At 74.8% G+C, this 24,977-nt stretch carries 24 protein-coding genes; 6 read left to right on the top strand and 18 right to left on the bottom strand.

All coding sequences use genetic code 11. The features are described 5' to 3' along the window. Positions 1-10 precede the first annotated feature (10 nt). The 6 genes from GD970_RS13035 to GD970_RS13010 are packed head-to-tail and all read right to left on the bottom strand — an operon-like array spanning position 11 to position 4,888. The gene (locus GD970_RS13035) at positions 11-895 is read right to left on the bottom strand and encodes an SseB family protein (protein ID WP_226925334.1); all 885 of its coding nucleotides are present in this window, start codon (positions 893-895) and stop codon (positions 11-13) included. Beyond that, positions 892-1,626 (bottom strand): bifunctional 1-(5-phosphoribosyl)-5-((5-phosphoribosylamino)methylideneamino)imidazole-4-carboxamide isomerase/phosphoribosylanthranilate isomerase PriA, encoded by a 735-nt coding sequence (gene priA, locus GD970_RS13030; RefSeq protein WP_152203336.1) that lies wholly within the window; start codon positions 1,624-1,626, stop codon positions 892-894. Before priA ends, GD970_RS13035 begins: the two co-directional genes overlap by 4 nt. A gap of 49 nt (positions 1,627-1,675) precedes the next feature. Continuing rightward, positions 1,676-2,314 carry an imidazole glycerol phosphate synthase subunit HisH gene (gene hisH / locus GD970_RS13025; RefSeq protein ID WP_152203335.1) on the bottom strand — a complete coding sequence of 213 codons (639 nt, stop codon included), beginning with the start codon at positions 2,312-2,314 and terminating at the stop codon, positions 1,676-1,678. Further along, positions 2,311-3,126 carry a hypothetical protein gene (locus tag GD970_RS13020; RefSeq protein WP_152203334.1) on the bottom strand — a complete coding sequence of 272 codons (816 nt, stop codon included), beginning with the start codon at positions 3,124-3,126 and terminating at the stop codon, positions 2,311-2,313. Before GD970_RS13020 ends, hisH begins: the two co-directional genes overlap by 4 nt. Further along, positions 3,123-3,740, bottom strand: coding sequence for an imidazoleglycerol-phosphate dehydratase HisB (gene hisB, locus GD970_RS13015; protein ID WP_226925333.1), 618 nt, complete (start codon positions 3,738-3,740; stop codon positions 3,123-3,125). The genes GD970_RS13020 and hisB overlap by 4 nt, the downstream gene beginning before the upstream one ends. Further along, positions 3,737-4,888, bottom strand: a complete 1,152-nt coding sequence (locus GD970_RS13010) for a histidinol-phosphate transaminase (RefSeq protein ID WP_152203333.1) — start codon at positions 4,886-4,888, stop codon at positions 3,737-3,739. Before GD970_RS13010 ends, hisB begins: the two co-directional genes overlap by 4 nt. A gap of 176 nt (positions 4,889-5,064) precedes the next feature. On the opposite strand from GD970_RS13010, the gene GD970_RS13005 reads away from it, so the two are divergent. The 3 genes from GD970_RS13005 to GD970_RS12995 all read left to right on the top strand — a co-directional run bounded on the left by GD970_RS13005 (position 5,065) and on the right by GD970_RS12995 (position 9,813). After that, positions 5,065-5,664, top strand: coding sequence for a TMEM175 family protein (locus GD970_RS13005; RefSeq protein WP_152203332.1), 600 nt, complete (start codon positions 5,065-5,067; stop codon positions 5,662-5,664). Between the two features lie 145 nt (positions 5,665-5,809). Next, positions 5,810-7,522 (top strand): HNH endonuclease signature motif containing protein, encoded by a 1,713-nt coding sequence (locus tag GD970_RS13000; RefSeq protein ID WP_152203331.1) that lies wholly within the window; start codon positions 5,810-5,812, stop codon positions 7,520-7,522. Beyond that, the gene (locus tag GD970_RS12995) at positions 7,519-9,813 is read left to right on the top strand and encodes a RecQ family ATP-dependent DNA helicase (protein ID WP_152203330.1); all 2,295 of its coding nucleotides are present in this window, start codon (positions 7,519-7,521) and stop codon (positions 9,811-9,813) included. The genes GD970_RS13000 and GD970_RS12995 overlap by 4 nt, the downstream gene beginning before the upstream one ends. A gap of 3 nt (positions 9,814-9,816) precedes the next feature. Here the strand turns inward: GD970_RS12995 and GD970_RS12990 are convergent, their stop codons facing one another. Together GD970_RS12990 and hisD are read right to left on the bottom strand one after the other, a co-directional pair. Next, entirely contained in the window at positions 9,817-10,266 is a 450-nt protein-coding gene (locus GD970_RS12990) for a nitroreductase family deazaflavin-dependent oxidoreductase (protein ID WP_226925332.1), read from the bottom strand. A gap of 40 nt (positions 10,267-10,306) precedes the next feature. Continuing rightward, positions 10,307-11,650 carry a histidinol dehydrogenase gene (gene hisD, locus GD970_RS12985; protein ID WP_152203328.1) on the bottom strand — a complete coding sequence of 448 codons (1,344 nt, stop codon included), beginning with the start codon at positions 11,648-11,650 and terminating at the stop codon, positions 10,307-10,309. A 75-nt stretch (positions 11,651-11,725) separates the two neighbouring features. Here hisD and GD970_RS12980 point away from each other — a divergent pair, with 75 nt between their 5' ends. From GD970_RS12980 to GD970_RS12970, 3 genes are all read left to right on the top strand, one after another. Next, a complete protein-coding gene (locus tag GD970_RS12980) occupies positions 11,726-11,956 on the top strand; it encodes an RNA-binding S4 domain-containing protein (protein ID WP_152203327.1) in 231 nt (76 codons plus the stop codon). A gap of 153 nt (positions 11,957-12,109) precedes the next feature. Next, entirely contained in the window at positions 12,110-13,402 is a 1,293-nt protein-coding gene (locus tag GD970_RS12975) for an MFS transporter (RefSeq protein ID WP_152203326.1), read from the top strand. A gap of 61 nt (positions 13,403-13,463) precedes the next feature. After that, on the top strand, positions 13,464-14,438 hold the full coding sequence (locus GD970_RS12970; RefSeq protein ID WP_226925331.1) for an EamA family transporter: 975 nt from the start codon (positions 13,464-13,466) through the stop codon (positions 14,436-14,438). On the opposite strand, the gene dnaE is transcribed toward GD970_RS12970, so the two are convergent. The 10 genes from dnaE to GD970_RS12920 form a co-directional block, all read right to left on the bottom strand. Continuing rightward, entirely contained in the window at positions 14,401-17,952 is a 3,552-nt protein-coding gene (dnaE, locus tag GD970_RS12965; RefSeq protein WP_152203325.1) for a DNA polymerase III subunit alpha, read from the bottom strand. The genes GD970_RS12970 and dnaE overlap by 38 nt on opposite strands. A 111-nt stretch (positions 17,953-18,063) precedes the next feature. Next, on the bottom strand, positions 18,064-18,639 hold the full coding sequence (locus tag GD970_RS12960; RefSeq protein ID WP_226925330.1) for a GNAT family N-acetyltransferase: 576 nt from the start codon (positions 18,637-18,639) through the stop codon (positions 18,064-18,066). Next, a complete protein-coding gene (locus GD970_RS12955) occupies positions 18,636-19,571 on the bottom strand; it encodes an RluA family pseudouridine synthase (protein WP_152203324.1) in 936 nt (311 codons plus the stop codon). Before GD970_RS12955 ends, GD970_RS12960 begins: the two co-directional genes overlap by 4 nt. After that, positions 19,564-20,220, bottom strand: a complete 657-nt coding sequence (locus tag GD970_RS12950) for a signal peptidase II (protein WP_152203323.1) — start codon at positions 20,218-20,220, stop codon at positions 19,564-19,566. The genes GD970_RS12955 and GD970_RS12950 overlap by 8 nt, the downstream gene beginning before the upstream one ends. A gap of 71 nt (positions 20,221-20,291) precedes the next feature. Further along, complete coding sequence (locus GD970_RS12945) at positions 20,292-20,900, bottom strand: DivIVA domain-containing protein (protein ID WP_152203322.1); 609 nt, start codon at positions 20,898-20,900, stop codon at positions 20,292-20,294. A gap of 105 nt (positions 20,901-21,005) precedes the next feature. Beyond that, positions 21,006-21,299: a YggT family protein gene (locus GD970_RS12940; RefSeq protein WP_152203321.1), complete on the bottom strand. Its 294-nt coding sequence runs from the start codon at positions 21,297-21,299 to the stop codon at positions 21,006-21,008. Between the two features lie 5 nt (positions 21,300-21,304). Continuing rightward, on the bottom strand, positions 21,305-21,793 hold the full coding sequence (locus tag GD970_RS12935) for a cell division protein SepF (protein ID WP_152203320.1): 489 nt from the start codon (positions 21,791-21,793) through the stop codon (positions 21,305-21,307). A gap of 154 nt (positions 21,794-21,947) precedes the next feature. Continuing rightward, positions 21,948-22,712, bottom strand: a complete 765-nt coding sequence (locus GD970_RS12930) for a polyphenol oxidase family protein (protein WP_152203319.1) — start codon at positions 22,710-22,712, stop codon at positions 21,948-21,950. A gap of 17 nt (positions 22,713-22,729) precedes the next feature. Beyond that, a complete protein-coding gene (ftsZ, locus tag GD970_RS12925) occupies positions 22,730-23,995 on the bottom strand; it encodes a cell division protein FtsZ (protein WP_152203318.1) in 1,266 nt (421 codons plus the stop codon). 177 nt (positions 23,996-24,172) lie between these two features. After that, positions 24,173-24,977 (bottom strand): cell division protein FtsQ/DivIB (locus GD970_RS12920; protein ID WP_152203317.1); only part of this gene is annotated, 805 nt, incomplete at its 5' end.

The following is a 24,977-nucleotide window of genomic DNA, read 5'->3' as shown; positions in this document are numbered from 1 at the left end:
CGGCCTCGGCTCAGCCGGCCTCGACGGCCACCGGGTAGAGCTCGAGGGAGTCCACCCGCTCGCGCACCTGCGGCTGCTCCCCCAGGGCCTGGCTGGCCCGGCCGACGGCGTCGCGCAGCTGCTCGGCGGACAGCCCGGGGCGCACGGCGAGGACCACCCGCAGCTCGGCCCGCTCGCCGCGCTCCAGGCGCACCCCGACCAGCCCGGCGATCCCGGCCAGGGCGGTGGTGACCAGCTGCGGCAGCTCGGGGTCCGCCCAGGACGGCGTCCAGGGCTTCTGCTGCGCCAGCGCCCACACCGCCGGGCGGGGCACCAGCACGGTCACCTCGCCGGCGGGGTCGAGCACCATGAGCGAGTCGGTCTCCCCCACCGCCGACAGCGCCGCGCGGGTGGCCTCGACCGGCACCGGCCGGGCGGTGGCGTCCCAGGCGAGCAGCGCCGCGACGCTGGAGAAGATCGGCAGGGCCGCGCGCCCGTCCGGGGTACGCACGGAGACCATCGCCGCGGAGGCCATGGCGTCCGCCGCCCGGTCCCCGGTGCGGAACTTGTCGGCGTCGTGGCTGCGGACCGCACCGTCCTCGGTGGTGCCGGGATGCTCGTGGGCGACCACCGGCACCAGCACGCGACCGGTGCGCAGCGCCTCGACGACGGCGCGCAGCCGCTCGCCGTCGTCGGCCAGCGCCAGCGCGGCGGCCATGGCCGGCTGGACCTGGCCGTCGTCGCCGGAGAAGGGGTTGGGCTTGAGCGCCCGCCCGGCCCAGGGCTGCCCGGCGGAGTCGGCCGGACCGGCGAGGTCGTCGTGGGTGAGCCCCTCGGCGATCCGCAGCGGCTCGCGCCCGCCGGGCTGGACGAGCCCGCCGTCGGGGCGGGGCACCAGGGGGTCGTCCTGGCTCACGGCCGGCCCGCGACGTCGAGCGCCTCGGCCAGGGTGAAGGCGCCGGTGTAGAGCGCCTTGCCGACGATGGCGCCCTCGACGCCGAGGTCGGTCAGCTCGCGCAGCGCCTCGATGTCGTGGAGGTTGGCGATGCCGCCGGAGGCGACCACCGGGGCCTCCGTGCGCGCGCACACCTCGCGGAGCAGCTCGACGTTGGGGCCGCGCAGGGTGCCGTCCTTGGTCACGTCGGTGACGACGTAGCGCGAGCAGCCGTCCGCCTCCAGGCGCGCCAGCACCTCCCACAGGTCCCCGCCCTCGCGGGTCCAGCCGCGGGCGGCCAGCGTGGTGCCGCGCACGTCGAGCCCGACGGCGACGCGGTCGCCGTGCTCGCGGATGACCTTCGAGGTCCACTCGGGGTTCTCCAGGGCGGCGGTGCCGAGGTTGACGCGCCGCGCGCCGGAGCCGAGGGCCCGCTCGAGGGACTCGTCGTCGCGGATGCCGCCGGAGAGCTCGACCTTGACGTCCAGCTCCCCGACGATGCGGGCGAGCAGGTCGTGGTTGCTGCCGCGCCCGAAGGCGGCGTCGAGGTCGACGAGGTGGATCCACTCCGCGCCCTCCTCCACCCAGGCGCGGGCCGCCTCGGCCGGGTCGCCGTAGGAGGTCTCCGAGCCGGCCTCGCCCTGGAAGAGCCGGACGGCCTGGCCGTTCACGACGTCGACGGCGGGCAGCAGCTCCAGGCGCGGTGTGCTCATGCGGGTTCGTACCTCTTCTCTTCGGGCGGTCCGCCGTGGGGTTCGGCGGTCAGCCGAGCGTGGAGACCCAGTTGCGCAGCAGCTGGGCGCCGGCGTCGCCGGACTTCTCGGGGTGGAACTGGGTGGCCGACAGCGCGCCGTTCTCCACGGCGGCGACGAACCGGGAGCCGTGCTCGGCCCAGGTGACCAGCGGCTCGCGCAGCGGGGTGTCCCCGCGCAGCGCCGCGGCCGGGTCGGTCTGGACGCCGTAGGAGTGCACGAAGTAGAACCGTTCGTCCTCCACGCCCCGGAACAGCACGGTGTCCTCGGGCGCCTCCACGGTCGACCAGCCCATGTGCGGGACGACGTCGGCGCGCAGCCGCTCGACCTCGCCGGGCCACTGGTCCAGCCCGGCGGTGGTGATGCCGTGCTCGGTGCCCTTGGTGAACATCACCTGCAGGCCCACGCAGATGCCCAGCACCGGCCGGCCGCCGGCCAGGCGCCGCTCGATCATCCGGTCCCCGCCGACGGCGCGCAGCTGCTCCATGACGGCGGCGAAGGCGCCGACGCCGGGCACCACCAGCCCGTCCGCGGCGGCGACGGCGGCGGGGTCGGCGGTCAGCTCGACGTCGGCGCCGATGCGCTCGAGCGCGCGCACGGCGGACCTGACGTTCCCCGACCCGTAGTCGAGGACCACGACCTTGCTCATGGCTTTCTCCGTCGCAGACCGCGGGCGAACATGCGGGCGGCCTTCCAGCGGGGCAGCGTGCCCGAGCGCTGGTGGCCCTTGACGTCCTGGGGGCGGACCCGGCCGAGCAGGAGGTCCTCGACCACCTGGTCGGCGTTGGCGAGCACCAGCCCGGCGGGCACGTCGCCCTCGGGGTCCCCGCCGGTGTACTGGCGGGCGTGGATCTGCCCGGACAGGCCGGACTCGATGCCCACGTCCGTGGCCAGCTCGGCGGTGAGGAGCACGACGCCGGCCCGGGCCAGCCGGGACAAGGTGGTGGCCAGCTCCTCCGCCTCCGGCGGCAGGCTGGGCCCGCCGCCGTGGCCGACGAGCTCGCTGATGTCCCACTCGTCCGTGACCGGCTTCGGGGCGACCTCGAGCACGGCGACCGCCCCGGAGGTGGAGGGGACGACGTCGACGTCGATGCCGCTCATGGCGCACAGCCCGGCCAGCGCCGGCGCCGAGGCGACCGGGGTGAGCACGAGCGCGATGGCGCCCGGGCGCTGGTCGGCGGCGGGTGCCGCCGCCGGTGCGCCGCCCGGTTCGGTCGTGCCGGGCTCGGTGCCGCCGGGCTGCGTGCCGCCGGGCTCGGGCACCTCGGCCGCCGCGCCCAGCGCGGCGAGCATGCGCTCGACGTCGGCCTCGGTCAGCGGCGCGTCGCCCGGGGTGCCGCGGTCCGGGATGTCGCCGGGCACCGACGGCGTGGCGTCGCCGGGGCGGTCGCCGGAATCGGGACGCTCGCCGTCGTCGGGCCGCCGGTCGCCGTCGTCGGATCGCCCGCCGGCGGGGCTCACAGGGCCCCCTTGGTCGAGGGCACACCCTCCACGCGCGGGTCGAGCGCGACGGCGGCGCGCAGCGCCCGGGCCAGGGCCTTGAACTGCGCCTCGACGATGTGGTGCGGGTCGCGCCCGGCCAGCACCTTCACGTGCAGGCAGATGGCGGCGTGGTGCGCGATGGACTCGAACACGTGCCGGGTCAGCGACCCGGTGAAGTGCCCGCCGATGAGGTGGTACTCCTGCCCCGCCGGCTCGCCGGAGTGGACGAGGTAGGGGCGCCCGGAGACGTCGACGACCGCGAGCGCCAGGGCCTCGTCCAGCGGCACCATGGCGTCGCCGAAGCGGGAGATGCCCTTCTTGTCCCCCAGCGCCTCGCGCAGCGCCTCGCCCAGGCAGATCGCCACGTCCTCGACGGTGTGGTGCGCGTCGATGTGGGTGTCCCCGGTGGCGTGCACCGTCAGGTCGATGAGGGAGTGCTTGCCCAGGGCGGTGAGCATGTGGTCGTAGAAGGGCACCGACGTGGAGATGTCGGTCCGTCCGGTGCCGTCGAGGTTCAGCTCGACGACGACGTCGGACTCCGACGTCGTCCGCGTGATCCGCGCCGTGCGCGTTCCCACCAGCTGCTGCGTCACCAGCCCAGCACCTCCTCCAGGGCCGCCTTGAAGGCGGCCGTCTCCTGCGGCGTCCCGACCGAGACGCGCAGCCAGCCCGCGGGCCCCACCTCACGGATGAGGACGCCGCGCTCCAGCAGACCATTCCACACCGCGTGGCGATCCTCGAAAACTCCGAAGAGCACGAAGTTCGCGTCCGAGTCCGCCACCTGCGTCCCGTGCCCCCGCAGCCAGGTCACGAGCTCGTCGCGCTCGGCGCGCAGCGAGGCCACCTGGCCCATGAGCTCGCCGCGGTGGCGCAGCGCCGCCAGGGCCGCGGCCTGGGTGACGGCGGAGAGGTGGTAGGGCAGCCGGACGACGCGCAGCTTGTCCACCAGCGCCGGCGTGGCGGCCAGGTACCCCAGGCGCAGCCCGGCCATGCCGAAGGCCTTGGACATGGTCCGGGAGACCGCCAGGTGCGGGAAGCGGTCGAGCAGGTCCAAGGCCGTGGGGGTGCCCTCGCGGCGGAACTCGCCGTACGCCTCGTCGACGACGACGACCGAGGCGGTGGGGCCGCCGTCGGCACCGGCGGGGCCGGTGGTCGCCGCCGCCTCGCAGATGGCCTCGATGGTGCTCAGCGGCAGGGCGGTGCCGGTGGGGTTGTTCGGGCTGGCGAGGAGGATGACCGCGGGGCGGTGGGCGGCGATCTGGGCGACGGCGTAGCCGGGGTCGAGGCTGAAGTCCTCCTCGCGCCGGCCGGCGATCCACGCGGTGAGGGTGTCGCGGGCGTACTCGGGGTACATCGAGTACGTGGGGGCGAAGGACAGGACCGCGCGCCCGGTGCCGCCGAAGGCCTGCAGCAGGTGCTGCATGACCTCGTTGGAGCCGTTCGCGGCCCAGATCTGGTCCGGGCCGAGCGCGACGCCGGACTCCACCCGCAGGTACTCGGCGAGCTCGGCGCGCAGCGTGCCGAAGTCGCGGTCCGGGTAGCGGTTGAGGCCGTGGGCCGCCTCGACGACGGCGGCGGCGATGTCCGCCACGACCGCCTCGGACGGCGGGTAGGGGTTCTCGTTGACGTTCAGCCGCACCGGCACGTCCAGCTGCGGCGCACCGTAGGGCTCGAGGCCCTCGAGCTCCGGGCGCAGCGGCAGCCGCACGTTCTCGGTCGCCTCGGTGGAGGGGGTGGTCACCCCACGAGTCTAGGTGCCGCGCGCGGGGGCGACGGCGGGTGGCCGAGTGCCGGACGGCGGCCCGCACGCCGGAGCGTTTCCACGGAAACGTGCCGGAGCTCGCCTCACCGCCCGACGGGCCAGGCATCCCTCGCCGTCGCCGGGTCGTCCCGCCCGGCGTCGCCTAGCGTCGACTCGTGTCGACCAACCGCATGGAGGCGTTCAGCGACGCGGTCATCGCCATCGCCATCACGGTGATGGTGCTCGAGCTCCCCACGCCGCACGACACCACCTGGCACGCCCTCCGGGAAGCGTGGCCGGTGCTGCTGTCGTACGTCCTGAGCTTCGTCATCCTCGGCATCTACTGGAACAACCACCACCACATGCTGCAGGCGACCGCCCGCGTGACGGGGCCGATCCTGTGGGCGAACCTGCATCTGCTGTTCTGGCTCTCGCTCGTCCCGTTCACGACCGCCTGGATGGGCGAGAACGCGTTTGCGCCGGTGCCCACCGCGGCGTACGGGATCGTGCTGCTGGCCGCGGCCGTGGCCTACTACGTGCTGCAGAGCATGATCGTCCGGGACCAGGGCGCGGGGTCCGTCGTCGCCGCGGCGGTGGGCCGGGACCTCAAGGGCAAGCTCTCGCCGGTGCTCTACGTGATCGGCATCGGGCTGTCCTTCCTCAGCAGCCGGGCCGCGGTCGCGGTCTTCGCCGCGGTCGCGATCATCTGGCTGATCCCCGACCGCCGGATCGAGCGGGGCCTGGCCGCCGGCCGTGCGGGCGAGCGCGGGGAGTGACGGCGGGCCGCCGAGTGACCGACGGGCCGCCGACGTTTCCGCGGAAACGCCGCCGGTGCACTGTCCACACCCCTCCTCCGGCCCCGACAGCGATGTCACACCCCACCCGTAGTGTCGAACACAGTTTCGACGACGGAGGTGCGTGATGCTGCTGGCGACAGGGGACCGGCCCGCGACGGTGCTCTCCCCCGGGCTTCCGGCGTCGCGGCCACCAGCGCCGCCGGGCGGTCCCGTCCCGGACTCCGACGAGGCGCTCATCGACGAGCTGACCACCCTGGCGGCGCACATCGCCGCCGCGACCTGCCGCTTCCTCGTCCTGCTCGGCGAGTTCGACGCGCGCGAGGCCTGGGGCGACTACGGCATCCTCTCCGCGGCGCACTGGCTGGGCTGGCGCTGCGGGATGGGGCCCGCGGCCGCCCGGGAGCACGTGCGCGTCGCCCGCGCGCTGCGCGCCCTGCCGGTCACCGTCGGCGCCTTCGCGCAGGGCCGGCTCTCCTACTCCAAGGTCCGGGCCATCACCCGCGTGGCCACGCCGCGGACCGAGGCCGACCTGGTCGACATCGCCCTGCACGCCCCCGCCCACCACCTCGAACGCCTCGTGCGCGGCCTGCGCACGGCGCAGAGCCTCCAGGACGTCCTCGACCGTCACGCGAGCCGGCGCCTGTCCTGGCGGTGGGCCGAGGACGGCTCGCTGCTCCTGTCCGGGCGCTTCTCCCCGGAGGACGGCGCGCTCATCGTCCAGGCGCTCGAGGCGCGCCGAGACCGAGCCGTGGCCGAGCTCGCCGGCACGGCGCCGCCCGAGGCGGACGCCCCCGGGAGGGAGGAGGACGAGCAGCCCGACCCGACCCTCACCGATAGCCGGTCGCTCGCCGACGCGCTGGTCGAGCTGTGCGCCGAGACACGGGACGTGGGTGACGACCGGCCGCGCACCAGCCGCTCCCCGGAGACCGTCGTGCACGTCACGCTCGCCGACCTGCGCTCGCCCGGCGCTCCGGCCGGCGCCCCGCCGGTCCCCGCCGCCGACGACAACCTCCCCCGAACTGCCGCGTCCGCACCCGACGCCCGCCCGCCGGCCCCGACCGAGCGCGCCGCGGCCCCGCCGCCACAAGCCCTCGCCGCCGACGCCCTACCCGCGACGCCTCGCCTCGACGACGGCCCGCCCCTGCATCCCGAGACCGCCCGGCGGCTCGCGTGTGACGCGGGGATCGTCGTCGAGGTCCACGACGACGGCGTGGGGGTCTCGGGCCGCACGCTCGAGGTGGGCGCGAAGGTGCGCAGACCCACCGCGGCCCTGGTCCGGGCCCTGTGGGGCAGGGACCGCGGCTGCCGCTACCCCGGCTGCAAGCGCCGGCACTTCCTGCAGGCCCACCACGTCCTGCACTGGGCCGACGGCGGCCTGACGGTGCTCACCAACATGGTGCTCCTGTGCGGCACGCACCACCGGCTCCTCCACGAGGGCCGGTACTCGCTCACCCTCGATCCCGACGGATCGCTGACGGTGCGCGACCGGCGCGGCGCGGTCGTCCAGGCGGCGCCGGCGTTGACAGGGCGGCTCGACGACTGGCACCCCGCCGTCGCCGTCGACGCCACGACCCTCACCCCGGAGTGGTCCGGAGAGCCGCTGGACACCGCCTACGCCACCACGGTGCTGCTCGAGAGCTGGGCGCTCGCCGAGGAGCTCGCCGCCGCCCATGCCGTCGACTCTGTGCTCGACGCGCCCGACGGGGAGGCCGCCGACCCGTGTCTCGCCGACCCGGATCTCAGGCCCGGCGACCGGGACCCGGGCCGCCCACACCCCGGCGACGGCGGACGCGTGGACTGTGAGAGCGTGGACGCCGACGGAGGGGACGATTCATGACGGAGTCAGCAGTGGCCAGCTCGGGCACGGAGACGGCCGCGGCGCTCAGGGAGCGGGCCGAGACGGCACTGCGGTCCCTGGTGGACCGCGAGGACGCCCGGCTGCGCGAGGACCAGTGGACCGCGATCGAGGCGCTGGTGGCGGGTCGGCGCCGGGCGCTGGTGGTCGAGCGCACCGGATGGGGCAAGTCGGCGGTGTACTTCGTCGCGACGATGCTCCTGCGCGGCGGTGCCGCCGGCCGCCCGCCCGCGGGCCCGACCGTGATCATCTCCCCGCTGCTGGCCCTCATGCGCGACCAGATCAACGCCGCGGCCCGCGCCGGGATCCGCGCGGTGACCATCAACTCCTCCAACGTCACCGAGTGGGACGGGGTGCACGCCGCCATCGCCGCCGGCGAGGTGGACGTGCTGCTGTGCTCCCCCGAGCGGCTGAACAACCCGGCCTTCCGCGACGAGGTGCTCCCGAGCCTGGCCGCCAGCGCCGGGCTCGTCGTCGTCGACGAGGCCCACTGCATCTCGGACTGGGGCCACGACTTCCGCCCCGACTACCGCCGCATCCGCACCCTGCTCGGGGACCTGCCGGCGGGCATCCCGGTGCTCGCGACCACCGCGACCGCCAACGCGCGGGTGAGCACCGACGTCGCTGAGCAGCTCGGCGTGGGCCGCCACGACGAGGATGTCCTGGTCCTGCGCGGCTCCCTCGACCGGCCCTCGCTGCACCTGGGGGTGCTGGGCCTGCCCGACCAGCCCAGCCGGATCGCCTGGCTGGGCCAGCAGCTGGCCCGCTACGCCGGCTCCGGCATCATCTACACGCTCACGGTCTCCGCCGCCCAGCAGGTCACCGAGCAGCTGCGGGCCGCCGGCCACGACGTGCGCGCCTACACCGGCCAGACCGACACCGCCGAGCGCGAGCAGCTCGAGGCCGACCTCAAGGACAACCGGGTCAAGGCGCTGGTCGCCACCTCCGCGCTCGGCATGGGCTTCGACAAGCCCGACCTCGCCTTCGTCATCCACCTCGGCGCCCCGTCCTCCCCCATCGCCTACTACCAGCAGGTCGGCCGCGCCGGTCGCGGCGTCGACCGGGCGGACGTCGTCCTGCTCCCCGGGCGCGAGGACCAGGACATCTGGGACTACTTCGGCTCGCTCGCGTTCCCGCCGGAGCACGCCGTGCGCGAGGCGCTGGCCGCCCTGGCGGCGGGCGGCACCATGTCGACGGCGCGGCTGGAGACGCAGGTTGACCTGCGCCGCAACCGCCTCGAGACCATGCTCAAGGTGCTCGACGTCGACGGCGCCGTGCGCCGGGTGCGCGGCGGCTGGGAGGCCACCGGCCGGGAGTGGGTCTACGACGGCGAGCGCTACGCCCGGGTGGCCGCCGCCCGCGAGGCGGAGCAGCAGGCGATGCTGGCCTACGAGCGCCTCGACGGTGCGGGGTGCCGGATGGCCTACCTGCGCGCCCAGCTGGACGACCCCGAGCTCGAGCCGGGCTGGCGGTGCGGGCGGTGCGACCTGTGCGGCGGGCTGAGCCTGGACGCCTCGGTCGACGTCGGCGCCGTGCAGCAGGCCCGCGCGGCCATGGACCGGCCCGGCATCGAGGTCACCCCGCGCCGGCAGTGGCCCACCGGCATGGAGGCGCTCGGCCTGGACCTGCGCGGGAAGATCGCCGACGCCGAGCGCGCCGAGGACGGCCGGGCCTTGGCGCGGCTGGACGGGCTGGGCTGGTCCGTGCCGCTGCGCGAGCTGTTCGAGCCGGCCCACGGCACCGGCGCGCCGACGCCGGACGACCCCGGTGCGGAGCCGGCGCCCGACGCGGCCCCCGCGCCCACGGCCGGGCCCGTCGAGGCGGCGCACGGCCGGGACGGGCTGCTGCCCGCCGCGCTGCAGCGCCCGGTCCAGCAGGTCCTCGAGGAGTGGGCGCCGAGCCTGCGCCGCGGGGACGGCTCCGCCGGCGTCGACGGCGTCGTCGTCCTCGCCTCCGCCGCCCGGCCCGAGCTGGTCACCCACCTCGCCCGGGGCGTCGCCCACATCCTGCGCGCGCCCGTCGTCGGCGAGGTTGCCCCCGACCCGGACCGCCCGGCCGGGCGTCACGACGTCAACTCCGCGCAGCGGCTGGCGGGCATCCAGCGCCGCCTGCGCCTGCGCCTGTCGGAGGCGGCCCTGGCCGGTCTGCCCGGGCGCACGGTGGTCCTCGTCGACGACTACACCGACTCCGGCTGGACCCTGGCGGTGGCCGCGCGACTGCTGCGCCAGGCCGGCGCGGCGGCCGTGCACCCGTTCGTGCTCGCCCAGCGCTGAGGGTCACAGCCGCGGCGAGCGCAGCCGGACGAGCGGCACGCGTCCGGCGATCTGCTCGAGGGTGCCGGGTCGGTCGAGGTCGGCGATCCCGAGGGCGCGCGCGAGGAGCCGCGCGCGCCAGGGGTGCAGGCGCCGGTAGCGCTCGAGCACCCGGGCCCCCTCGGCGGCGCCGAGCAGCTCGGCACGCCCCCGGACCCCGACGGCGCGGCGCCACCACAACCGCACCCGGGGGTCGGCGGCGAGGTTGCGGTACCACTGCGACGTCGGGCCGTACCCGGCCGCCACCACCACCGCGCCGGGCTCGCGCAGCACGACCTCGAGCACCACGTAGCGCCGCCGCCCGGTGCGCCGCCCGAGGTGCTCGACGAGCACGAAGGCGGGCAGCAGCGGGCCGAGCCCGGCGCGCAGGAGCGGGATCGGCGCGCGGGCCAGCCACCGGCGGATGCGAGGCACGCCGCCCATGGTGCCGCGTCTCGCGCGGCACCACGGCGGATCAGAACCGCGCGTTGACCGCCTCGCCGTGCGCGGGCAGGTCCTCGGAGGTGGCCAGCGCGGTCAGCGGCGCCGCCAGCTCCTTGAGCGCGGTCTCGCCGTACTCGATGACCTGCACGGACTTGATGTACGCGGTGACGTTGAGGCCGCTGGCGAAGCGCGCGGTGCCGCCGGTGGGCAGCACGTGGTTGGACCCGGCGAGGTAGTCGCCCAGCGGCACCGGGGTGTACGGGCCGACGAAGATCGCCCCGGCGTTGCGGATTCGGTCGGCCACCGCCGCGGCGTTCTCCGTCTGCACCTCGAGGTGCTCGGCGCCGTAGGCGTCCGCCGCGGCCACGGCGTGGTCGAGGTCCGTGACCAGCACGGTGCCGGACTGGGGGCCGGACAGCGCGGTGCGCACCCGCTCGGCGTGCTTGGTGGCCGGCACCCGCCGCTCGATCTCGGCGTCGACGGCGTCGGCGAGCTCGACGGAGTCGGTGATGAGCACCGACGCGGCCGCCGGGTCGTGCTCGGCCTGGGAGATGAGGTCGACGGCGACGAACCGCGGGTCCGCGGTCGCGTCGGCGAGCACCGCGATCTCGGTGGTACCGGCCTCGGCGTCGATGCCGACCACGCCGCGCACGGCCCGCTTGGCCGCCGCGACGTAGACGTTGCCCGGGCCGGTGACGACGTCCACCGGGGCGCACAGCTGGTCGCCGTCCAGCCCGGCGGCGGCCCGGTCGGCGTCGGTCTCGGCGCGGGCGCCGTAGGCGAACATGGCGACGGCCTGGGCGCCGCCGACGGCGTAGACCTCCTCGACCCCCAGCAGCGCGCAGGCGGCGAGGATCACCGGGTGCGGCAGGCCGCCGAACTCCTTCTGCGGGGGGCTGGCGATCGCCAGCTCCTCCACGCCGGCGACCTGGGCGGGCACGGCGTTCATCACGACGCTGGAGGGGTAGACGGCGAGGCCGCCGGGCACGTACAGGCCCACCCGGCGCACCGGCACCCAGCGCTGGCGCACCACGCCGCCGTCGACGATCGGCGTGGTCGTCTCGCGCGGCAGCTGTGCCTCGTGGCCGGCGCGGTTGTGCGCGATGGAGATCTCCAGGGCCGCGCGCACCGCCGGGTCGAGCCGCTCGAGCGCCTGGGTGATCGCGGCGGCCGGCACCCGCAGGTGCTCGGGGCGCACGCCGTCGAACCGCTCACCGAGGTCGCGCAGGGCGGCCGCACCGCGGGCCCGGACGTCGTCGATGACCGGACGGATCTGGGCCATCGCCGCCTCGACGTCGAGCGCGGCGCGCGGCAGCACGCCGGCGAGCTCGGCGGAGGTCAGGGTCTGGCCACGAAGATCGATGCGCTGGAGCATGAGGTCGATCCTAGTTGGCGCCCGGGGCGCCGCCGGTGGGACCTCCGCCCACGGCGGCCTGGCAGGATCGCCCGCATGAGCGCTGACGACGTCCCCACCATCCCCACGCAGGGCACCATCCGGCTGGGCCAGTTCCTCAAGCTGGCGAACCTGGCCGAGTCCGGCGCCCAGGCGCGCGAGCTCATCGCCGACGGCGAGGTCAGCGTCGACGGCGAGGTCGAGACCCGTCGGGGCCGGCAGCTGGCGCCCGGGATGCTCGTGGAGGTGGCCCTGCCGACCGGCACCGCGGCGGCCCGGGTCGGGTAGCCCGAGGGACCCGCATAATCAGCCAACACCCTCCTTTTCGACCACCAGAATCGTCGGCCCTACTCGTTGCATCTGCCAGAAGCCCGTGCCTAAGGTCCCACCTCGTGTGACGGCGGCCACTCCGACCGCCTCGATGGACCGACAGGAGATTTCATGGCGACGGCGCCGACCGCACCCACCACCACAAGGACCCTCTCGAGCTCGGCGGCGCCCCCGCCGCGCAGCCGCCGTGCCGCCCTGGCCGCGGTGATCACGGCGTGGCTGTTCGTCGTCTTCGACGGCTACGACCTCATCGTCTACGGCACCGTGCAGGCCCGGCTGCGGGAGGAGTGGTCCCTCGACAGCGCCCAGGCGGGCACGGTCGGCTCGGTCGCCTTCCTCGGCATGATGCTCGGCGCGCTCGGCGCGGGGCGCCTGTCCGACGCCCTGGGCCGCAAGCGGACCATCATCGGCTCCGCCGTCGTGCTCTCGATCTTCACCACGCTGTGCGCGCTGGCCCCCGGGCCGGTGCCCTTCGCCGTCTTCCGCTTCCTCGCCGGGCTGGGGCTGGGCGGGCTGGTGCCCAGCGCCAACGCCCTGGCGGCCGACCTGGTGCCCCAACGCTGGCGCGCCGGCGTTGCGACGCTGATGATGTCCGGCGTCCCGATCGGCGGCTCGATCGCCGCGCTCCTCGGGATCCCGGTCATCCCCGCCTGGGGCTGGCGACCGATGTTCGCGTTCGCGCTGGTCGCGCTCGTGGTGCTGGTGCCGCTCGCCTGGCGGGTGCTGCCCGGCGACGGCCCGCGCACCGGCGCCGCCCGCCCGCTGGGCGCCTCCCGCACCGGCTTCGGGACCCTGCTGCGCGCCCCGTTCCTCCTCGTGACGACCCTGTTCACGCTGACCACCGTCGTCACGCTGATGGCCTGGTACGGGCTGGGCACCTGGCTGCCGAACCTCATGGAGATCGCCGGGTACGACCTGGGCTCGGCGCTGACGTTCGCGCTCGCCCTCAACCTCGGCGCCGTGGCCGGCTCGGTGGTCACCGCCTGGGCGGGCGACCGGTTCGGCACCGTGCCGACGAGCATCGTCGCCGCCGGCCTCGCCGGGCTGGCGCTGCTCGCCCTGCTCACCCAGCCGCCGGTGGCGGCGGTGTACGTCATCCTCGTCCTCGCCGGCGTGGGCACGCACGGCACCCAGGCGCTGATCATCGCCGCGGTCGCCACCTACTACCCGCAGCACGTGCGCGGCACCGCCCTGGGCTTCGCCCTCGGGGTCGGGCGGATCGGGGCGGTGGCCGCCCCGCAGGTGGGTGGGCTGCTGCTCGCCGCGGGCCTGGGGGTCGGGTCGAACTTCCTGCTCTTCGGCGGGTGCGCCGTCGTCGCGGCGCTGCTGCTCACGGCGATCTGGCGGCGCTTCGGCGTCACTTACGAGGCCGACGCCCGGCCGGCCGCGCTCGCCGCGCACTGAGGGCCGCTACCGTCGAGGCCGTGAGCCTGCCGCCCACCCGCACCGCCGGCCGGGCCGCGCCGTGAGGCCCGGGCCCACCGCCGGCAGCCTGTGCGTGCTGGCCGCGGCCCTGCTGTGGGGCACGACGGGCACCGCGGCGGCGCTCGCCCCCGCCGTCGGCCCGCTCGCGGTGGGGGCGGCGGCGATGGGCGTGGGCGGGCTGCTGCAGGCGGCGGCCGCGCACCGCGGCGTGCGCGCCCACGGCGCCGGCCTGGCCGCGCAGTGGCGCACGCTGGCGGTCTCCGCCGCCGCGGTGGCGGTGTACCCGCTGGCCTTCTACACCTCGATGCGCCTGGCCGGGGTCGCGGTGGGCACGGTGGTCTCCATCGGGTCGGCCCCGGTGGCGGCCGCGGTGATCGAGCGCGTCGTGGACCGCCGGCCGCTCTCGCGCCGGTGGGCCCTGGCCGCCGCGGCCGGCGTGCTCGGCGTGCTGGCGCTGGCCGTGGCGCGCGCCGCCGGCGCGGGGGCGGCGCCCACCGCCGGTCCGGCGCCCGGCGCAGGTCCTGCGACCGGCGTCGCCGGCCACCCGGTGCTGGGCGTCGCGCTGGCCCTGGTGGCCGGCGTGACCTACGCGCTGTACTCCTGGGGCGCCGCGCGGATGATGCGCCGCGGGCTGCCCTCCCGGCCGGTCATGGGCGCGGTCTTCGGCCTCGGCGGCGTGCTGCTGCTGCCGGTCCTGCTGCTCACCGGCGGCCCGATCGTCGCCTCCTGGCAGCACCTCGCCGCCGTCGCCTACCTCGCCGTCGTGCCCATGTTCCTCGGGTACGTGCTCTTCGGCCGCGGCCTGGGCGCCGTCCCCGCCAGCACCGCCACCGCCCTGTCCCTGCTCGAGCCCGCCGTCGCCGCCGCCCTGGCCGTTCTCGTCCTGCACGAACGGCTCCCGGCCTTGGGCTGGGCGGGCGTGGCCCTCCTGCTCGCCGGCCTGGTGGTGCTCACCGCGCCGCCGCGCGCGCCCCGCCTCAGTGCACGAGACAGCTGGGGCCCAGCAGCGCCTTGAGGTCGCCGAACAGCGCCGAGCTGGGCGCGACGCGCAGGCTGTCCGCCAGCTTCATCACCGTCGCCCGGCCGGGGCTGGTCAGGCGCAGGCGCACCTCCGACGGCCCGGGGTGGTTGCTGAGGATCCCGCGCAGCTGCTCGACCACCGGTCCGGTGCACCGGTTGGCCGCCAGGGTCAGGCTCACCGGCCCGTCCTCGGCGTCGGAGACGTCCGGCAGGGTCATCTCCTGGGCGTAGATCGTCGGGATGTCGTCGCGGCGGTTGAGCCGCCCGCGCACGGTGACGATCGTGTCCTCCGCCAGGGCGGTGGAGACGGTCGCGAAGGTCTGCGGGAAGAACAGCACCTCGATCGAGCCGGACATGTCCTCGACCGTGGCGATCGCCCACGGGTTGCCGTTCTTGGTCATCTTGCGCTGCAGCGAGGTGACCAGGCCGGCGATGTTCACGCTCGACCCGTCCGGCCGCGCCTCGTCCTCGAGCAGGGACGCCACCTGGGTGTCGGCCGCCCGCTGCAGGACGTGCTCGAGCCCGGCGAGAGGGTGGTCGGAGACGTACAGCCCCAGCATCTGCCGCTCGAAGGTGAGCTTCTGCTTCTTGTCCCACTCGGGCAGGTCAGGGATCTCCACGCTGAAGCCCGCCCCGGGGGCGCCGTCGTCGCCGCCGAGGGCCGCGAAGAGGTCGAACTGACCCACGGCCTCGTTGCGCTTGACGTCGACGACGGCGTCGACCGCCTCCTCGTGCCGCGCCACCAGCGCCCGGCGGGTGTGCCCGAGGGTGTCGAACGCGCCGGCCTTGATGAGGGACTCGATGGTGCGCTTGTTGCACACCACCACCGGCACCTTGTCGAGGAAGTCGTTGAAGGAGGCGTAGGCGCCCTTCTCCTCGCGGGCCTCGATGATCGCCTGCACGACGTTGGCGCCGACGTTGCGGATGCCGGCCAGGCCGAAGCGGATCTCGTCGCCCACCGGGGTGAAGTTCGCCGCAGAGGTGTTGACGTCGGGCGGGAGGACGGTGATGCCCATGTGGCGGCACTCCGCCAGGTACATCCCGAGCTTGTCCTTGTTGTCCTGCGTGGAGGTGAGCAGGGCGGCCATGTACTCGACCGGGAAGTTGGCCTTGAGGTAGGCGGTCCAGTACGACACCACGCCGTAGGCGGCCGAGTGCGCCTTGTTGAAGGCGTAGTCGGAGAAGGGCAGCAGGATGTCCCAGAGCGTCTTGACGGCCGCCTTGGAGTACCCGCGCTCGAGCATGCCCGCCTCGAAGCCGGCGAACTGCTTGTCCAGCTCCGACTTCTTCTTCTTGCCCATGGCGCGGCGCAGCAGGTCGGCCTGGCCGAGCGTGAACCCGGCGACCTTCTGCGCGATGGCCATGACCTGCTCCTGGTAGACGATCAGGCCGTAGGTCGTGCCCAGGATGTCCTTGAGCGGCTCCTCGAGCTCGGGGTGGATCGGCTCGATCTTCTGCTGGCCGTTCTTGCGCAGCGCGTAGTTCGTGTGCGAGTTCGCGCCCATCGGGCCGGGCCGGTACAGGGCGCCGACGGCGGAGATGTCCTCGAAGTTGTCCGGGCGCATGAGCCGCAGCAGGGTGCGCATGCCGCCGCCATCGAGCTGGAACACCCCGAGGGTCTCCCCGCGGGAGAGCAGCTCGTACGTCTTGCGGTCGTCCAGGCCCAGGCGCTCGAGGTCCGGCGCCTCCTTGCCGTTGAAGGCGATGTTCTCCAGGGCGTCGCCGAGCACGGTGAGGTTGCGCAGGCCCAGGAAGTCCATCTTCAGCAGGCCCAGGCCCTCGCAGGTCGGGTAGTCGAACTGCGTGATGATGGCGCCGTCCTGGGGGCGGCGCATGATCGGGATGATGTCGATCAGCGGGTGCGAGGACATGATGACGGCGCAGGCGTGCACGCCCCACTGCCGCTTGATGCCCTCCAGGCCCTGCGCGGTCGCGACGATCTTCTGGGCCTCGGGGTCGGCGTTGTAGACCTGCCGGAACTCCTCGGCCTCGGCGTAGCGCTTGTCGCTGGGGTCGAAGATCCCGGACAGGGTGATGTCCTTGCCCATGACCGACGGCGGCATCGCCTTGGTCAGCTTCTCCCCCATCGCGTAGGGGTAGCCCAGCACGCGGGAGGAGTCCTTCAGGGCCTGCTTGGCCTTGATGGTGCCGTAGGTGACCACCTGGGCGACCCGGTCGTCGCCGTACTTCTTGGTGACGTAGTCGATGACCTCCCCGCGCCGGCGCTCGTCGAAGTCGACGTCGAAGTCGGGCATGGACACGCGGTCGGGGTTGAGGAAGCGCTCGAAGATCAGCCCGTGGGCGAGCGGGTTGAGGTCGGTGATGCGCATGGCGTAGGCGACCATCGACCCGGCGCCGGAGCCACGGCCCGGCCCCACGCGGATGCCGCGCGACTTGGCCCACTTGATGTAGTCGGCGACGACGAGGAAGTACCCCGGGAAGCCCATCTGGGTGATGATCCCGACCTCGTACTCGGCCTGCTTGCGCACGTCGTCGGGGATGCCGTCCGGGAAGCGGTAGTGCAGGCCCCGCTCGACCTCCTTGACGAACCAGGAGTGCTCGTCCTCCCCCGGCGGGACCTCGAAGACCGGCATGTAGTTCGCGCCGTCCCGCGTGGTGCGGAACTGCACGTCGCACTGCTCGGCCACGAGGAGGGTGTTGTCGCACGCGTCGGGGTGGTCGCGCCACACCTCGCGCATCTCCGCCGCGGAGCGCACGTAGTAGGTGTCGCCGGTGAACTTGAACCGGTTGGGGTCGGCGAGCACCGAGCCGGAGTTGATGCACAGCAGGGCGTCGTGGGTGCTGTGGTCCTCGGCCTTGACGTAGTGGGAGTCGTTGGTGGCCAGCAGCGGGGCGCCGATGTCCTGGGACAGGCGCAGCAGGTCCGGGATCACCCGGGACTCGATGTCCAGCCCGTGCTGCATGAGCTCGATGTAGAAGTTCTCCTTGCCGAAGATGTCCTGGAACTCCCCGGCGGCGCGGCGGGCCTCCTCGTACTGGCCCAGCCGGATGCGGGTCTGCACCTCCCCCGAGGGGCACCCGGTGGTGGCGATCAGGCCCTTGCCGTAGGTGGTGAGCAGCTCGCGGTCCATGCGCGGGGCCTTGCCCATCTGCCCGTCGAGCGAGGCGAGGGAGGCCATGCGGAAGAGGTTGTGCATCCCCTCGGTGGTGCGGGCGAGCAGCGTCATGTGGGTGTAGGAGCCGCGGGCCGAGACGTCGTCGTCGGCCTGGGACTCGTCGCCCCAGCGCACCCGGGTCTTGTCCGCCCGGGCGGTGCCGGGGGTGAGGTAGGCCTCGACCCCGACGATGGGCTTGATGCCGGCGCTGGTGGCCTTGGACCAGAAGTCGTAGGCACCGAACATGTAGCCGTGGTCGGTCATGGCGATGGCCTTCTGCCCGAGCCGGTTGACCTCGGCGAACAGCGGGTCCAGCTTGGCGGCACCGTCGAGCATCGAGTACTCGGTGTGCACGTGGAGGTGGACGAAGTCTGCTGATCCTCCGGATGCCATGCGGGCCAGTCTAGGTGGCCCCGGTGACATGCCCGGGCGACCCGCTGGCGTGTCCGGGGAGGGGCGCGCCACAGCGGGTCGGGCGCCCCGGGCGCGCCGCCCGGCGGACGGTCAGCCGGTGACGCGGTGGGCCATGTCCCGGTGCCAGATGCCGGCGTCGAGGTAGCGCTCGCCGGGCAGCACCTCGTAGCCCAGCCGGCGGTAGAAGCCCAGGGCGTGCTCCTGCGCGGAGAGCTCGACGGTCACGGCGAGCGCGCCGGCGTCGTCGGGGACCGCGTGCCCGGCGAGGGCCAGGGCCTCGATGGCGACGACGAGGCGCGCCCCGACGCCCCGGCCGCGGGCGGCGGCCCGCACGGCCAGGCGGCCCAGGTGCACCTCGCCGGGATGGGCGGGGTCGCTGAGCAGCCGGCCGGTGCCGAGGACCGTGCCGGCGGTGTCCAGGGCGAGCACGTGGGTCGTCGACGCGGCGGTGTCGAGGGCGTCGATCTCCTCCTCGACGGGCACGCCCTGCTCCTCGACGAAGACCTCCGTCCGCACCCGCCAGGCCTGCTCGAGCTGGGCGCGGGTGGTCACGCGCACGACGGCGACCCCGCTCGCGGCGCCGTCGTCGAGCACCGCGGCGTCGTCCAGCGCCGGGGCGTCGCGGAGCAGGGCGGCATCGTCCACCATCGGTCGGTCCGCGCTCACCGGTAGCTCCCTTCCCGCATCGTCTCCAGCGCCCGCTCCAGGTCCTCGGGGTAGGGGCTGGTCACCTCCAGCCACCGCCCGGTGGCGGGGTGCTCGAAGCCCAGCCGGACCGCGTGCAGCCACTGGCGGGCGAGCCCGAGCCGCTCGGCCAGGCGCGGGTCGGCGCCGTAGGTGACGTCGCCCAGGCAGGGGTGGCGCACCGCGGCCATGTGCACCCGGATCTGGTGGGTGCGCCCGGTCTCCAGGTGCACCTCGAGCAGCGACGCGCCGGGCATCGCCTCGAGGGTCTCGTAGTGGGTGACCGAGTCCTTGCCGCCGGCGACGACGGCCATCTTGTAGTCGTGGGTGGGGTGGCGCCCGATGGGCGCGTCGATGGTGCCGGTGGAGGGGTCGGGATGGCCCTGCACGAGCGCGTGGTAGACCTTGTCCACCGTGCGCTCCTTGAACGCCCGCTTGAGCACGGTGTAGGCCCGCTCGGACTTGGCCACGACCATCAGCCCGGAGGTGCCCACGTCGAGGCGGTGCACCACGCCCTGACGCTCGGCCGCCCCGGAGGTGGAGATGCGGTGGCCGGCGGCGGCCAGCGCCCCGACCACGGTGGGCCCGTCCCAGCCCGGGCTGGGGTGGGCGGCCACCCCCACCGGCTTGTCGACGACGACGACGTCGTCGTCCTCGTAGACGATGCCCATCCCCGGCACCGGCTGCGGCGCGGCGGCGGCCGGCGCGGCGACGTCGGGCAGGGTGACCTCGAGCCACGCGTCGGCCACCAGCCGGTCGGACTTGCCGAGCTGGCGCCCGTCGAGGGTGACGTGCCCGGCCGCGGCCAGCTCGGCAGCCCGGGTGCGCGAGAGCCCGAGCAGGCGCGCCAGGGCGGCGTCGACCCGCTCCCCCCCCAGCCCGTCGGGCACCGGCAGCGACCGCACCTCAGGCACGCGCGCTCCCCCCGTGGGCCTCGGTGTCGGTGGCGGAGGGAAGGTCCTTACCCGGCGCGGCGTCGTCGACGCCCGGGGCGTCGCCCGCGGTGGCGCCGTCCGCGGCGCCGTCGTCCGCGGCCCGGCCGTGCGCCCGGGTGCCGTCCACCTCCCGGCCCAGCACCGCCAGCAGCGCGACGGCGACGGCCGCACCGACGATGGCGATGTCGGCGACGTTGCCGACGAAGTACCCGGCGTAGCTGATGAAGTCCACCACGTGCCCGACGGCGAAGCCCGGCTCGCGGAAGAGGCGGTCGTAGAGGTTGCCCAGGCACCCGCCCAGCAGCAGGCCCAGGGCCAGGGCCCACCCGAGGGAGCCCAGCCGCCGCGAGATGCGGACCACGACCACCACGACGACGACGGAGACGAGGGTGAAGATCCACGTCATCCCGGTCGCGAGCGAGAACGCGGCGCCGGGGTTGTAAACCAGCTGCAGCCCCAGCAGGTCCCCGAGCAACGGCGTGAGCGTGCCGGACACCAGGCGCTGCTCGGCGAGGTACTTGGTGACCTGGTCGACGGCGAAGACGACGACGCCGAGCCCCACGAGGAGGGCGAGGAGGCGCCGCCGGCGCGCGGGCGCCACGGCGGGGGTCTGAGGCTGCTTTTCCATCCCGGGAAGTGTCCCACGAACGACGGCGGCGACGACCCGCCGGGTCGTCGCCGCCTGTCGTCAGAGGGACGTCAGAGCGCCTCGGCCTTGGCGCCGCCCTCGACGTTGCTCAGCAGCGACTCGAGGTAGCTCTTCAGGCGGGTGCGGTAGTCGCGCTCGAAGGTGCGCAGCTCGTCGATCTTGCGCTCGAGGAGCGAACGCTCCTGCTCGAGCTGGGTGAGGGTCCGGTTGTGCTGGTCCTCGGCCTCCTTGATGATCCGCTGCCCCTCGATCTGGGCCTCGGAGATGATGCGGTCGCCCTCCTCCTTGCCGTTGCGCACGTACTCGTCGTGCAGGCGCTGGGCCAGGGCGAGCATCCCGGTGGCGGACTCGGGCTCGGACGCACCCGCCGCGGCCGGCGCGGGGGCCGCTGCCGGGGCCGGGGCCGGCGCGGGTGCCGGCTGGGCCTGGGGGGCCGGGCGGGCGGGGGCCTCGGCGCCCTCGCCCCGGCTCAGCTCCGCGACACGACGCTCGGCGGCGGCCAGCTTGGCCTTGAGCTCCTCGTTCTCGCCGCTCACCACCCGCAGGGTGTTGACCACCTCGTCGAGAAAGTCGTCGACCTCGTCCTGGTCGTAGCCCTCACGGAACTTCGTGGGCTGGAACTTCTTGTTGAGGACGTCGTCTGCCGTGAGCAGCGCCATGGATCGTCACCTCGGTGTCGTGTCGTTCGGTCGTGAGCCCTGGTCCCCACTCACGGAGCAAACCGTAGCGGACCATCGGCGGCGGGTGTCGGCTGAGAGTATCAGTCAGCTCGCCGCGAGAACCGCCGCGATGTTCCTCAGGAACGACACGGCGATGAACAGGATGAGGAAGCCCAGGTCGATGGAGATCTGCCCGATGCGCAGCGGCGGGATGAGGCGCCGCAGGAACCGCAGGGGCGGATCGGTCAGCGAGTAGATCACGTTGGCGATCACGAGCACGACGCCGGTGGGCCGCCAGCTGCGCGCGAAGACCTGGATCCAGTCGAAGACCAGCCTCGCCACGAGGACGAGCATGTACAGCAGAAGCAGAAAAGCAAGAATCTCGAAGAAGATGCTCACACAACTCAGCTCTGGTTGAAGAAGCGGCCGGGGATCCGCTCGTCGGCACGGTCGGACTCAACCTCGACGGTGGCCGGCGAGAGGAGGAACACCCGGTTGGTCACCCGCTCGATCGCGCCGTGCAGCCCGAAGACCAGCCCCGCCGCGAAGTCGACCATCCGCTTGGCCTCGCTCTCGCTCATGCCGGTGAGGTTCATGATGACCGGCGTGCCCTCCCGGAAGGCCTCCCCGATCACCCGCGCCTCATTGTAGGTGGCGGGGTGGACGGTGACGATGCGTCGCAGGTCCTCCACGGCGGCGGGCTCCTCGGTGTGCAGCGCCACGGCGCGGGAGATGGGGGTGACCTCGGCGCGGTGCTCGGCGCGCTCGGTGACCTCGGTCCGCACGTCCTCCTCCTCGCGGTAGCCCTCGGCCTCGGGGCCGTCCTCGTACAGCTCGTCCTCCGGCTCGGCCAGGGAGAGGTACTCCATCATCTTGCGCATCGTTCCGGCCATCGCTGCTCCTCGTCGCTCATCCCGGCAGGACGTCGGGTCACGCCGTACCGCTCGTTCCGACGCTAGACCAGCGCCACCGGCCGTCATCGCACGCCGGACGGCGTGTCGCGGCGCCGGGCCGCGGCGACGGCCCCGCCGCCGGCGGGGCCCGGCCTCAGGCGGCGGTGCGGACCACCCCGGCGAAGCGGCCGGTGGTGCCGGCCTCGCGCTCGCCGGCGCGGCGGTAGGAGTAGAAGCGCTCGTCCTCGCGGGTGCACGCCGCGAGGTGGTGCACCCGGGTGACGCCCCGGGCGGCCAGCTGGCCGAGCACGCCGGCGGGCAGGTCCAGGGCCGGGGTGCCCCACGCCGTCGTCGTCGCCGTGCCGGGGACCTGGGCGGCCACGTCCTCGCGCAGCGCGGCGGGCACCTCGTAGCAGCGCCCGCAGATGCTCGGCCCGACGGCGGCGTGCAGGGCCGCGGCCGGCACGCCGAGCTCGGCGAGTCGGTCGAGCGCGGCGGGCAGCACCCCGCGCACCAGCCCCTGCCGCCCGACGTGGACGGCCGCCACGGCGGACCCGTCGGCGGCGGCGAGCAGGACCGGCACGCAGTCGGCGACCAGCACCCCGGCGGCGACCGGGCCGGCGGTCCCGGCGCGGGCGACCAGCCCGTCGCACTCGCCCTCGGTGCGCGGGTCGGGGGCGCCGTCGAGGACACGGACGACGGCGCCGTGCACCTGGTCCATCCAGCCCACCGGCGCGCCGAGCGCGGCGGCCACCCGCTCCCGGTTGGCGAGCACGGCGGCCGGGTCGTCGCCCACGTGCAGCCCGAGGTTGAGCCCGCCGCCGGTCTCGCCGGCGAACGGTCCCCCGGAGACGCCGCCGGCGCGCGCGGTGAAACCACCGCGCGCGCCGGGACCGAGGTCGGCGGGGAGGAGCTGCACGAGGTCCTCCGCCGGGCTCACTTGAGGAAGTCGGGGATGTCCAGGTCCTCGTCGCGCCGGCGGGCCGGCTCCTCGTCGAAGACCCGCGGCACCTCGAAGGAACGGCTGCGCTGGAACTCGCCGTCGCCGATGAAGGCGGGCACCTGCTCCCCCGGCGCGGCGGTGGCGGGCGAGGGCGCGACGATCGTCGGCTCCTCGGCCACCGGGGCCGCGCGGTGAGCGGGCTCGGCCGGCTCGGGGGTGGGGGCGCTGGGCGTGACCGTGGCGGGGGCGAGCACCTGCGGCGGGGCGACCGGGGCGCGGCCGCCGAGCTTGGCCGTCGATCCGGAGGGGCCGCTGCCGTCGTCGAAGCCGGCCGCGATGACGGTGACGCGCACCTCGTCGCCGAGGGCGTCGTCGATGACGGCGCCGAAGATGATGTTCGCCTCGGGGTGGGCGGCCTCCTGCACCAGCCGGGCCGCCTCGTGGATCTCGAACAGGCCGAGGTCGGAGCCGCCCTGGATGGACAGCAGCACGCCGTGGGCGCCGTCGATGCTCGCCTCGAGCAGCGGCGAGGAGATCGCCAGCTCGGAGGCCTGCACCGCGCGGTCCTCCCCGCGGGCGGAGCCGATGCCCATGAGCGCGCTGCCGGCGCCCTGCATGACGGACTTGACGTCGGCGAAGTCGAGGTTGATGAGGCCCGGGGTGGTGATCAGGTCGGTGATGCCCTGGACACCGGAGAGGAGCACCTGGTCGGCGGACTTGAAGGCGTCGAGCACCGACACGCTGCGGTCGCTGATGGAGAGCAGGCGGTCGTTCGGGATGACGATGAGGGTGTCGACCTCGGCGCGCAGCGCCTCGATGCCGGACTCGGCCTGCACGCCGCGCCGCCGGCCCTCGAAGGTGAACGGGCGGGTGACGACGCCGATGGTCAGGGCACCGAGGGAGCGGGCGATGCGGGCCACGACCGGCGCGCCGCCGGTGCCGGTGCCGCCGCCCTCGCCGGCGGTGACGAAGACCATGTCGGCCCCGCGCAGGACCTCCTCGATCTCCTCCGCGTGGTCCTCGGCGGCCTTCTTGCCGACCTCGGGGTCGGCCCCGGCGCCCAGCCCGCGGGTGAGCTCGCGGCCGACGTCGAGCTTGACGTCGGCGTCGGACATCAGGAGGGCCTGGGCGTCGGTGTTGACGGCGATGAACTCGACGCCCTTCAGACCGACCTCGATCATCCGGTTGACGGCGTTCACGCCGCCACCGCCGATGCCCACCACCTTGATCACTGCCAGGTAGTTCTGCGGTGCCGCCACGTCGGTCCCTCTCGTCGTCTTTCCCGAGCCCAACCCTCAACCTCTACTTCAGGGTTAGACTTATGTCATTTGGTGCCCAACCAGGACGCTAGGTGCCCGGCTGGGACGGGGCAATCACCGCGCCAGGTGTGTCGCGCGTCGTGTGGCGCGCGCCTCTCCCGGCGCCCGGTCGCCCGGTCATTCGGTGGTCGGTGAGCGGGGCACGCTCACGTCGTACACGCCCGCCGGCTGCTGGCGCAGCACGCGCAGCACCTCGGCCTTGAGCTCGTTCTCCTCCGCGCTCCCCCACCGCACGGTGGCGCCGTCGTCGAGGGTGAGGGTCACCTGCGCGGTGCCGGTGGCCCCGGCCTGGGCCACCTGCCCGAGGAGGTCCCCGGGCAGCGCGGCGAGCACGCCGAGCACGGCGTGCAGGGCGGGGGCCGTCTCGGCGCTGTCGCCCAGCGGGACGGTCACCTCGGGCAGCCCCTCGGGCACCGCGCCGACCGACCCGACGCGCACGCCGTCGCCGTCCACGAGCGCCCAGCCGCCCTCGGGCGCCGGCGCGGCGGCCACCGGCTCGCGCGCGGTGACCCGCACGGTCAGGCCGTGCGGCCAGGCGCGGACGACCTCGGCGTGCTCGACCTCCGTGATCCGCCCCAGGCGCTCGGCCAGCCCGGCCGCACCGACCCGCAGCAGCGGCGTGCCCACCGCCGGGGCGAGGACGTCGCGGACCTCGGCCTCGTCGACCGTGGTGCCGGTGAGGCGCACGTCGATCTGGTCCGCGCGCAGGGCGAGCAGCGGGGAGACGAGCAGCGCCCAGGCGACGGCGCCGAGCAGGACGACGACGCCGGCCGCCACGGCCAGGCGCACGCGGCGTAGGCGGCGCGCCGCCGCGTCGCGCTCGGCGAGGCGGGCGGACAGGCCGGTGACCGCCCGGCCCAGGCCGTTGCCGGTACCGACCGGCCGGGCGCCGGGCTCCACGCGGGCGGCGGTGCGCGCCGCC

The organism is Georgenia thermotolerans, from assembly GCF_009193185.1.
Taxonomy (GTDB): Bacteria; Actinomycetota; Actinomycetes; order Actinomycetales; family Actinomycetaceae; genus Georgenia; species Georgenia thermotolerans.
The sequence above is the reverse complement of the archived record's forward strand: the minus strand, read 5'-3'. Positions and strand labels throughout refer to the sequence as shown.